This is a genomic window from Aminobacter sp. SR38 (genome assembly GCF_014843375.1).
GTDB classification, from domain to species: domain Bacteria; phylum Pseudomonadota; class Alphaproteobacteria; order Rhizobiales; family Rhizobiaceae; genus Aminobacter; species Aminobacter ciceronei.
In genome coordinates this window covers 187,581-197,271 of record NZ_CP062120.1, presented here as the reverse complement: position 1 = coordinate 197,271, position 9,691 = coordinate 187,581, and the positions used below count along the sequence as shown (strand labels likewise).

The 9,691-nt window shown below is 62.4% G+C and carries 4 protein-coding genes and 10 pseudogenes; 2 read left to right on the top strand and 12 right to left on the bottom strand.

Going from position 1 to position 9,691, the window contains the following annotated elements; all coding sequences use genetic code 11:
- The 10 genes and pseudogenes from IG197_RS36055 to merT form a co-directional block, all read right to left on the bottom strand.
- Positions 1 to 1,740, bottom strand: a pseudogene (locus IG197_RS36055) (DUF4158 domain-containing protein); the annotation flags it as partial.
- Between the two features lie 145 nt (positions 1,741 to 1,885).
- Positions 1,886 to 2,144 (bottom strand): annotated as a pseudogene (locus IG197_RS36050) (DUF4158 domain-containing protein); the annotation flags it as partial.
- Between the two features lie 2 nt (positions 2,145 to 2,146).
- Positions 2,147 to 2,699: pseudogene (locus IG197_RS36045) on the bottom strand (recombinase family protein).
- A gap of 128 nt (positions 2,700 to 2,827) precedes the next feature.
- Positions 2,828 to 3,031 (bottom strand): DUF3330 domain-containing protein, encoded by a 204-nt coding sequence (locus tag IG197_RS36630; protein ID WP_045890798.1) that lies wholly within the window; start codon positions 3,029 to 3,031, stop codon positions 2,828 to 2,830.
- A 111-nt stretch (positions 3,032 to 3,142) separates the two neighbouring features.
- Positions 3,143 to 3,812 (bottom strand): annotated as a pseudogene (locus IG197_RS36040) (EAL domain-containing protein); the annotation flags it as partial.
- Positions 3,742 to 4,025: pseudogene (gene merE, locus IG197_RS36035) on the bottom strand (broad-spectrum mercury transporter MerE). The pseudogenes merE and IG197_RS36040, both read right to left, overlap by 71 nt.
- A gap of 13 nt (positions 4,026 to 4,038) precedes the next feature.
- Positions 4,039 to 4,403 (bottom strand): annotated as a pseudogene (gene merD, locus IG197_RS36030) (mercury resistance co-regulator MerD).
- A gap of 17 nt (positions 4,404 to 4,420) precedes the next feature.
- Positions 4,421 to 6,100 (bottom strand): annotated as a pseudogene (merA, locus tag IG197_RS36025) (mercury(II) reductase).
- Between the two features lie 71 nt (positions 6,101 to 6,171).
- A pseudogene (merP, locus tag IG197_RS36020) lies at positions 6,172 to 6,446 on the bottom strand (mercury resistance system periplasmic binding protein MerP).
- 12 nt (positions 6,447 to 6,458) lie between these two features.
- Complete coding sequence (gene merT / locus IG197_RS36015; RefSeq protein WP_192321919.1) at positions 6,459 to 6,806, bottom strand: mercuric ion transporter MerT; 348 nt, start codon at positions 6,804 to 6,806, stop codon at positions 6,459 to 6,461.
- A gap of 68 nt (positions 6,807 to 6,874) precedes the next feature.
- Here merT and merR point away from each other — a divergent pair.
- Positions 6,875 to 7,308: pseudogene (merR, locus tag IG197_RS36010) on the top strand (Hg(II)-responsive transcriptional regulator).
- 112 nt (positions 7,309 to 7,420) lie between these two features.
- On the opposite strand, the pseudogene trfA reads toward merR, so the two are convergent.
- A pseudogene (gene trfA / locus IG197_RS36735) lies at positions 7,421 to 8,637 on the bottom strand (plasmid replication initiator TrfA).
- A gap of 46 nt (positions 8,638 to 8,683) precedes the next feature.
- Entirely contained in the window at positions 8,684 to 9,025 is a 342-nt protein-coding gene (locus IG197_RS36000) for a single-stranded DNA-binding protein (RefSeq protein WP_000019167.1), read from the bottom strand.
- Positions 9,026 to 9,138: 113 nt separating this feature from the next.
- Here IG197_RS36000 and IG197_RS35995 point away from each other — a divergent pair, with 113 nt between their 5' ends.
- Complete coding sequence (locus IG197_RS35995) at positions 9,139 to 9,501, top strand: transcriptional regulator (protein WP_011114045.1); 363 nt, start codon at positions 9,139 to 9,141, stop codon at positions 9,499 to 9,501.
- The last annotated feature ends 190 nt before the right edge of the window (positions 9,502 to 9,691 follow it).

Sequence of the window (9,691 nt, the reverse complement as noted above, 5' to 3'; positions counted from 1 at the left end):
GCTCACGTCCGAGCATGATCCAGCTAAGCGCACCTGGGCGTCAACGGCCAGAATCACTTCCGGCATTGAACCTCACCGATGCGGTGATCCAAAGCCGCGCGCAGCTTGGTCACTTCTGGGTCTTCGTCCCTCTGCGGCAATGGCGACAAATGGAGCTTCATCATCCACGCGTACGCCACTGGGCTGCAGCGGCCACCGCATCGACACCGGCAGTTACTGGCCAGCAAAGGCTTCAAGAAAGTGGCAGCCTTGCTGGGTAACGATAGACGGGCATAGTGTTTCTTGGACCCTGCCTGCCAACGCTCGTCCGTGAAGAACAAGCGCGCACGACCCCGGAAAGCTCAGGCTGTGCTCAATCCAGACCGAGCCATTGAGGCACCGCGCGGCGCAGGGCAAACAGGGTGGCCACCTCCAACGCCTGAAACGCCCGTTCCCGGTCTGGGCTGGAGATCGAAACCCGCCAGATCATTCCCAGACTTGGTGCCACCCACTTCAACTGGCAGCTTTCTGGATCCTTTGAGATATAAAGCTTGCAGCTTGGCAAGGTACTTCGATGGCAGGATGCTCGCCGGTACCTGCCAGGGCAGCTTTGCAATGGCGACGAGCAACGACCGCACGGGGCGAATTCCATCAATCAACTCCTCGCGGACCAGGGAGGCCCTGCTCGGTGGTTTGCGTTTCTGGGTTTCGGTGATCAAGGCTTCAAGACGGGCACGCAACTCAGCATCTGGCACCTGCACCTTGCGCGCTCAAGGCAACAGCTCGCCGAGCAGCGTTTTGTACATTGCGGCCCAATTGACGGTAGTGGGGACATCGGCGGCAGCCCTGACGCCACAGATCGGCGATCCGGCGCTGCACCATAAGGATCAACTGGTCTGTGGTGGTGAACAGGCAATACCGAAGAAAGCATGCGACCTCCACGGTGCGCGCTGGCTCTTTGATCTTGGCTCCGGCTGAGGGCGGCCTGGAGACAAGTCGGCGCGCGTAGCGGCGCAAGATGAGATCGGGGATGTCTGCCAGGTGCTTATGAACGTCCAGCGTGTAAAGCAGGTCGATGCGCTCCAGTACCTCGCTGATTTGGCGGGTTGAGTGTTTCGCCGGTGCAGCCCATAGCCAACTCTGCTGGGTTTGTCCATCTGGGCGCAGTCTGAACTGAGGCTCGCCAGCGATCAAGTGTTGCTGGATCAACGCTGGCGGCGATGGCGGTGCCTGTTTCAACTTCGCTGGGCGTGCCGCCGCAATCAGTGTCCGAATTGCCCGCTCGTGCACGATCACCAGCTTGTTCTTGTACAGCCATTGACGCGCCCGCACGAGTAGCTGATCGCGGTCGGCGCAGCGCGCCACTTCGTCGCGCAGTTCACGTACCAGTGAGCGGCGCTGGTGCTCGCTCATCCACTGGAATCCAAGGACCGTGCAGGCTACTTGTTGGTGATCGAATAGCGTGCGCCCGCGTTCATACATGGCTCTCAGCGAGGCGACTTCTGGTGCTGCAATGCCAAGCTCGTTGCCAAGGTGGCGCCACAAGGCTACTGGAATTACCCGAAAGGCACCGAGCAAACGCCCACTCATGCGCAGGAAACCAATATGGAGCGCCAGACCAAGCTTGTGGGAATCACCTCGGCGTGCATTGATTGCGTCGCGCTCGGCACCATCGAAGGTGAAAAATGCCTTCATCTCGAAGTCGCTGATATCGCGGGGGAGCCCACGCATCCCCAAAAACGTTGTGTGCCAACCCTGCATCGTGAACCTCAAAAGTGGGAGGCCACCATACCCGTTTACAAAGCGAACAGGAAAGTCAATGAAATCAACGGTCTACCCAGACCACCCCCGCGCCAGTGCTAGCTTTGCGTACCGTCACTTATTGCACTGAAAACGAGGAGACCCCGACACTGACCTTGAGCTGGTCGGCGACCAGTTTCAGCAGGGCGGAAACGGCGGCTCATCGACGCCAAGGAGGATGCCGGGAAAGCGCAGGTAGCAGAGCTGAACTGCAAAGCCCAGCGGTTCGCAGGCCCGCGCCGTTGCCGGATGATGGAGAGGTCGGTATCGCTGAACGTGTAGTATCGGATCAAGTCGTCCTTGGTATCCGGCAACGCCAACAGGCTTTCCCGCTCGGCGGCGGACAGAATGGAACGACGTGGCATATTTACTGATCCGCTCTCAAGTATTGATACAGGGTCTCCCGGCTGACACCAAACTCGCGGGCCAGCTTCGCTTTTTGTTCGCCGGCGGCGGCCCGCTGCCGCAGATCGGCTACCTGTTCGGGCGACAGCGCTTTTGCGGCCCCGGTAGGCTGCGTTGCTTGGCGAGCGCGATGCCTTCTCTGCCGCTCGCGGATCAAGGCCCGCTCGAATTCAGCGAACGCCCCCATGACCGACAGCATCAGGTTCGCCATCGGCGAATCCTCGCCGGTGAAGGTCAGGCTCTCCTTGACGAACTCGATGCGCACGCCGCGCTTGGTGAGCTTTTGCACGAGGCGGCGCAAGTCATCGAGGTTGCGCGCCAAGCGATCCATGCTGTGAACCACCACGGTGTCGCCTTCGCGCACGAAGGCCAGCAGCGAATCAAGCTCGGGCCGCTGTGTCCTTGCCCGACGCCTTGTCGGTGAACACCTTGCCGACTTCGACGTGTTCAAGTTGCCGTTCCGGGTTCTGGTCGAAGCTGCTGACCCGGACGTAGCCGATGCGTTGACCCTGCAAGATGCCTCCCTGGACGAAAATGTCAGGAAGAAATCTATGACCTTTTCAGCTAGTGTCAATAAATAACACAACCGACTCTATTCTGACGTTGTGAGGCAGTCTACCCTGACATCCGGTTAGGGTATGCCTCAATCTGACGGTAGCGAGTCGCAGGCGTTCGGATCGGCATCGGTTTCGTTCCCTGTCTTGGCACGCGCTTCGAAGCGTTGATAACACTCCAACCCGCAGAAGTGCTCGACGTATTCCGCGCCTTCCGGGGTGAAGGCGGCATCGAGCGGGATTTCCTTGCAGCACACGCAGCAACTGGTGGTGGTCGAGTCACTTGCATTCATGGTGGCACCCCTCCATTGACTGACGAAGACGGCGAATGCCGCCGCCGGCATTGGCTTCGCGAACAGGAAGCCTTGTCCTGTGTCGCAGTCCGCTTGTCGCAATAGATCAAGACTCGCCGATGTTTCCACGCCTTCAGCCACCACATCCATGCCCAGCCCGTGCGCAAGCTGAATCACGGTGTGCACGATGGTTTGGTCGCGGCGGTCGTTGGCGAGCCCGGCGACAAACGATTGGTCGATCTTGAGCGTGCTGATTGGGCAGCACTTCAGATGTTGCAGACAGGAATACCCCGTCCCGAAGTCATCGGCGGCGAAGCGCACACCGATCTGCCGCAAGGCGTCCAGGGCGGGAAGATCGCCGGATCACCAAACGCGACCGATCGGTCAGCTCGATTTCGAGATACTCGGCGGGCAACTCGGCATCAGCCAGCACGCCCTTTACCCACCCGTCGAAGTCCGGTCCCACTGGCTCGCCGAAACATTGACGGCCAGCCGGAACGGTCGCCATGCCAGCATTCGCCAGTCACGCATCTGGCGGCAGGCTTCGCCCAGCACCCAAGCGCCGATTTCAGGCATCAGGCCGGACGATTCGACCACGGGCAGGAACTGGCCCGGTGGCAATAGTCCGCGTCGGATGACGCCAGCGCAACAGGGCTTCCGCGCCGACAATCCCACCACTGCGCAGATCGACGACGGGCTGGTAGTGCAGTTCAAGCTGCCCGCGCTCGACCGCTTGGGCCAGTTCCGGCGTCGTCCATCCATCCGGCCGGAAAGCGCTCATTCTCTTCCCTGAATGCCCGCAACGCCCGCGACAGGGACAGAAGGAACAGGCCGGTCAAACCGAGCGCCGCGATGACCCAATGCTCGCCGAGGAAAGCACCGGCGGTTGTGCCGGCCAGCACGACAGCGAGGATGGGCAGGTGGCAGGGCAAGTCAGCACAGCCAGTCCGCCCCACAGGTAGCCGGTGATCGGTTTGTGCGTCTCGGACGGCAAGCGCTCGGGTTGTTCATGGCAGACTCTCCGCGTGCTGTGCCGGCTCGGTCGGCAGGGTGGCCAACTGCACTTCCAGATCGGCCAACGCTTCGCGCCGACGCTCGACGAACTGACGCAGCAGGGCAAGCTGCGCGGCCGCTTCGTCGCCGTCCGCCGCATCCAGCGCCCGGCACAGCCGCGCCAGCGCGTCGAGGCCGATGCCCGCCTCGAAGGCCGCCCGCACGAAGCACAGCCGCTGCAAGGCGGCGTCATCGAACAAGCCGTAGCCGCCTGTGTGCACGCCACCGGGCGCAGCAATCCGCGCAGCAGGTAGTCGCGCACGATATGCACGCTCACCCCGGCATCAAGAGCCAGCCGGGACACCGTGTAGGCGTTCATTGAACACCTCCTTTTTCTCACCCGGCGCAGCAGGAAAGCTGCTTCACATCCTTGTTGAAGGTCTGCGCCGCGAGCTTCAACCCCTCGACCATCGTCAGGGGAACAACTGGTCGGCCAGTTCCTGCACCGTCATGCGGTTGCGAATGGCCAGAGCCGCCGTCTGGATCAGTTCACCCGCTTCCGGCGCGACCGCCTGTACGCCGATCAGCCGATGGCTGCCTTCCTCGATAACCAACTTGATGAAGCCGCGTGTGTCGAAGTTGGCGAGCGCACGCGGCACGTTGTCCAAGGTCAAGGTGCGGCTGTCGGTCTCGATCCCGTCGTGGTGGGCTTCCGCCTCGCTGTAGCCCACGGTCGCCACTTGCGGATCGGTGAACACCACGGCCGGCATTGCGGTCAGGTCGAGCGCCGCATCGCCGCCGGTCATGTTGATCGCGGCACGGGTGCCGGCCGCTGCCGCCACATAGACGAACTGCGGCTGGTCGGTGCAGTCGCCGGCCGCGTAGATGTTCGGGTTGCTCGTGCGCATGCCTTGGTCGATGGCGATGGCACCTTGCGCATTGACAGTGACCCCCGCTGCGTCCAGCGCGAGGCTGCGCGTGTTCGGTGTCCGACCGGTGGCAACCAGCAGTTTGTCGGCGCGCAATTCACCGTGCGTGGTGGTCAGCACGAATTCACCGTCCATATGGGCGACCTGGCTGGCTTGCGTGTGCTCCAGCACCTCGATGCCCTCGGCACGGAAAGCGGCTGTCACCGCCTCGCCGATGGCCGGGTCTTCACGGAAGAACAAGGTATTGCGCGCCAGGACCGTGACCTTGCTGCCCAGCCGGGCAAAGGCTTGCGCCAGCTCCAGCGCCACCACCGACGAGCCGATTACGGCAAGGCGTTCGGGAATGGTGTCGCTCGCCAGGGCCTCGGTGGAAGTCCAGTAGGGTGACTCTTTCAAGCCCGGAATCGGCGGGACCGCCGGGCTGGCACCCGTGGCGACCAGGCAGCGGTCGAACATCACGACGCGCTCGCCACCCTCGTTCAAACGGACGGTAAGGCTCTGGTCGTCCTTGAAGCGCGCCTCACCGTGCACAACGGTGATGGCCGGATTACCGCCCAGGATGCCTTCGTACTTGGCGTGCCGCAGTTCGTCGACGCGGGCCTGCTGCTGGGCCAGCAGCTTACTGCGGTCAATCGTAGGCACAGTTGCCGCAATACCGCCATCGAACGGGCTTTCCCGGCGCAGATGGGCGATGTGGGCGGCGCGGATCATGATCTTGGACGGCACACAGCCGACATTGACGCAGGTGCCGCCGATGGTGCCGCGCTCGATCAGCGTGACCTGCGCGCCTTGCTCGACGGCCTTCAGCGCCGCCGCCATCGCGGCTCCACCGCTGCCAATGACCGCTACCTGCACCGGGGCTCGTTGCCACTGTGCTTTCGGCGGCGGCCATCCATCCCCGCACCTTGTCGAGCAGTCCGACGCGGTTGTCCGCCAGTGGCGCATCGGCTAGCGTTGCCTTGTAGCCCAGTCCGGCCACGGCGGCAGTCAGCGCGTCCGGCGATGTGCCCGGCACGATGGCGAGTTGCGCTGTGCCCTTCGGATAGGACACCAGCGCCGACTGCACGCCTGGCACTTTTTCCAGCGCTTCCTTGACGTGCGCCGCGCACGAGTCGCAAGTCATGCCGGTGATTTTTAGATGGGTCATGCAACAGATCCTTTATCGTTTGTGGCGCCAGACAATGACGTCCGTTGTGCTGCGGTGCCGTTTTCAGTGACTCACTGCTTGACGCTGGACGGATAGCCCGCGTCTGCGGTTGCCTTGGTCAGCTTCTGCACGCTGGTCTTGGCATCGTCGAAGGTGACGACCGCTTGGCGTGTCTCGAAAGTCACGTCAACTTTGCTGACGCCTTCGACCTTGGAAATCGCCTTCTTGACAGTGATCGGGCAGGCGGAGCAGGTCATGCCCGGTACGGACAGCGTGACGGTCTGGGTGGCGGCCCAGACGGGGCAACAACGGCGGCGAGGGCGAGGGAGGCAAACAGTTTCTTCATGGTGAACTCCGATCAGTAGAAAATGGCATCGTAGGGAAATCCGAGCGCGACCAGAACCAGCGCGGCCACGATCCAGAAAATGAGCTTGTAAGTAGCTCGCACTTGGGGAATCGCGCAGACCTCACCCGGTTTGCAGGCCGCTGCCTGCCGGTAGATGCGCCGCCAGGCGAAGAACAACGCCACCAGCGCCACGCCGATAAAGATGGGGCGATAGGGTTCCAACACCGCCAAGTTGCCGATCCAAGCGCCGCTGAACCCCAAGGCGATCAGAACCAACGGCCCGAGGCAGCAAGCCGAGGCGAGGATGGCGGCAAGCCCTCCAGTGAAGAGCGCGCCGCGCCCGGTTTTTGGTTCAGACATGCGCTTGTCCTTTCGAATTGAAATTGATAGCGTAACCTTATCCGTACTCATGTACGGAGTCAAGCGATATGGAAAACAATTTGGAGAACCTGACCATTGGCGTTTTCGCCAAGGCGGCGGGGTCAATGTGGAGACCATCCGTTTCTATCAGCGCAAGGGCTTGTTGCTGGAGCCTGACAAGCCCTATGGCAGCATCCGCCGCTATGGCGAGGCGGATGTAACGCGGGTGCGCTTCGTGAAATCAGCCCAGCGGCTGGGCTTCAGCCTGGATGAGATCGCCGAGCTGCTGCGGCTGGAGGATGGCACCCATTGCGAGGAAGCCAGCAGTCTGGCCGAGCACAAGCTCAAGGACGTGCGCGAGAAAATGGCTGACCTGGCGCGCATGGAGGCCGTGCTGTCTGAGTTGGTGTGCGCCTGCCATGCGCGAAGGGGGAACGTTTCCTGCCCGCTGATCGCGTCACTACAGGGTGGAGCAAGCTTGGCAGGTTCGGCTATGCCTTAGCGTGCTTTATTTTCCGTTTTCTGAGACGACCCCTGCCTCGCCGGAAGTGGCGATGCTCGAGAAAAAAAGCCGCCTCGATCTCGGGCGGCTCCAGGGGAGGGCAGGGGGGCGATCACCGCTTGCAATGCACCAGGTCGTCGTTCACCCACGCACTTTCGACCAGGCCGTTTTCGCGCAGCTCGTCGCACGCTTCGCCTACCTGCTCGCGCCACTTCTTCGGCCGGGTGGAATCCGAGCCGCACATCAGCCGGAACGTCTCCAGCTTGAGCGGGTACGGCTCCTTGTGGGTGGCGAAGTAGTCGAACATGCGCCGCGCGGTGGGCGACAGCTTGCGGTACTTCTCCCACACGAATTTCGTGTAGTGGTCGCCGGCGAACAGCACCACGATTTCGGCGTCGATCTCGACCTGGCAGCGCGACGTGCGCTTGCCGCGATCCAGGACGCGGAAGCGCCGGATCAGCGACACCGATCTGAGCCGGCCGATGCGTTGGGATGAGAACTGCATGGCCGACGCCTGGAGCCGCGTCAGGCATTCCTCGGCCCTTGTGTAGTACCGACCGTTGATTGACCAGTCCAAGTCCTGGCAAAGCTCGTAGAACGTGAAGGAAACCGGCTCTCGAGCGCGGTGCGCTTCGCGTACCCAGCACCTGGGCGAATACCAGCTCGTCGTCGTCGGCGCGCAGCTCGATCCCGGTAGGTGATCTCCACGTCTTTGTTGACGTGGTAGATCGACTGGCCTTGCAGCGCGGCGCGCGGCACCTTCTTGTTGCGGACGGTGAAGATCGCCGACCGCCCGAAGTCGTTGGGCAGTGCCCGCATGTGATCCGGCCAGGGAGCCAGGTCGAACAGCGAGAGCTGCATGTCCTTGATCTGCTGCTTCGTGTGCTTGAGCAAGGCCGTCTGCTTGGCCTCGCTGACCTTCTCGGCCAGCTCACCGCCGGCCGTTCGCTTCTTGGTCGCCATCGCACTACTCCGTTTGTCCTGGGCCAGCGCGCCGATCTGCTCGGCCATCTTGTTCACGGCGGTGCGCGGTTCGGGCGGCAGGCCCATCGTGCGCGCAAGCTCGGCCGATTCCTGCGCCATGCGCTCGGATCGCTCGACGGCGGCACTTGCCGGCGTCGGTAGCTTCGGCGGCAAAGCCGCCTCGTTGTCGCCGGCCGTGGCCGGCAGCTCGAAGAGGGAACCGGCGGGGCGGAAGGCCCCGCCGGCGCTGCCCGAGTCCCTGCGAGCGGCGGCGGTACGGGCGGCAAGGTCGGTGGCGTCGGCTTCGCTAAGCCCGCCCTCGATGAGCTTGCGCCTGTATTCCTGCTCGTTGAACTCGTTCTGCATCTAATCTCCCTCCTAGCATACTGCCCGGCCGTGGCCGGGCCTGGCCTTACTGGCCGCCGCCTGGCGCTTTGGTGTCCAGGTATTCGATTTCCTCGGCGATGAAATCGAAGCCGTATTCGGTCTTGCCGTCCTTCTCGTACTTCGTCGGCTCGATGCGGCCCTGGACGAACACCTTGGAGCCTTTGCCCAGGTACTTGCCCGCGTTCTCGGCCAGGCCGCCGAACGACTTGATGCGGAAGAAGTCCGTCTGCTCCTGCTTCGCACCGGCTGCGTTGCGCCACACGCGATTGACAGCCAGGTCGAAAACGGCGCGGGCGCTGTTTTCGCTATGGCGAACGTCGGTATCGCGGGTAAGATTACCGATAAACTGGAACAGGTTGTGGCTCATTCGTCATGCTCCTTTCGCTAATGGAGTCGTCAGTTTAGCTAAACCTGCGTCCGTGGTCAAGAACTTTAGCGGCTAAAATTTTCTGCCGCCCGCACCGAGAAGGCATACGGGCCTTGTACAACTACATCTTCTTCACGAACGTGCTCCGGCTGCTCGATGAGCGGCACATGACGAAAAAGGAGCTATCGGACAGGTCGGGGGTTTCGATCTCCTTCCTGTCCGATCTCACTACTGGCAAAGCCAACCCCTCCCTAAAGGTGATGGAGGACATTGCGCAGGCCCTTGAAACTCCCCTGCCGCTCCTGCTTGAATCGACCGACCTGGACAAAGAAGCCCTTGACACCCTGGCCGGCGGCAAGGCACCCCGAAGCCTGCCGCCAGGCTTCGAGCGCGTGGCGGCCGTGCTGCCAGAACACCAGGCGTTCATCGTCAAGAAGTGGGGCGAAGCGACAAGGAAGAAACTTAGAGGGAGTTGACGCCAGGATGTGAGAAGGGAAGGGAAGCGGCGCGGAACTGAGCCACAAGAGCCAGCCAAGTTTTAGCCGCTAAAGCCCGCCGGGGTGGCTCAACCCCCGGACAACCCATAACGCAAACGCCACGGGTTCGGCGCGAGGGCGCACGGAGCATGCGCCGCGTTGTCGCCTCTTTCGCCCCTGCAATCCGCGA

Excerpts from the sequence above, each read along its gene's own strand:
- IG197_RS36630 (WP_045890798.1), bottom strand. The coding sequence starts at position 3,031 with ATGAATGCAAGTGACTCGACCACCACCAGTTGCTGCGTGTGCTGCAAG.
- merT (WP_192321919.1), bottom strand. The coding sequence starts at position 6,806 with ATGTCTGAACCAAAAACCGGGCGCGGCGCGCTCTTCACTGGAGGGCTT.
- IG197_RS36000 (WP_000019167.1), bottom strand. The coding sequence starts at position 9,025 with ATGAGCCACAACCTGTTCCAGTTTATCGGTAATCTTACCCGCGATACC.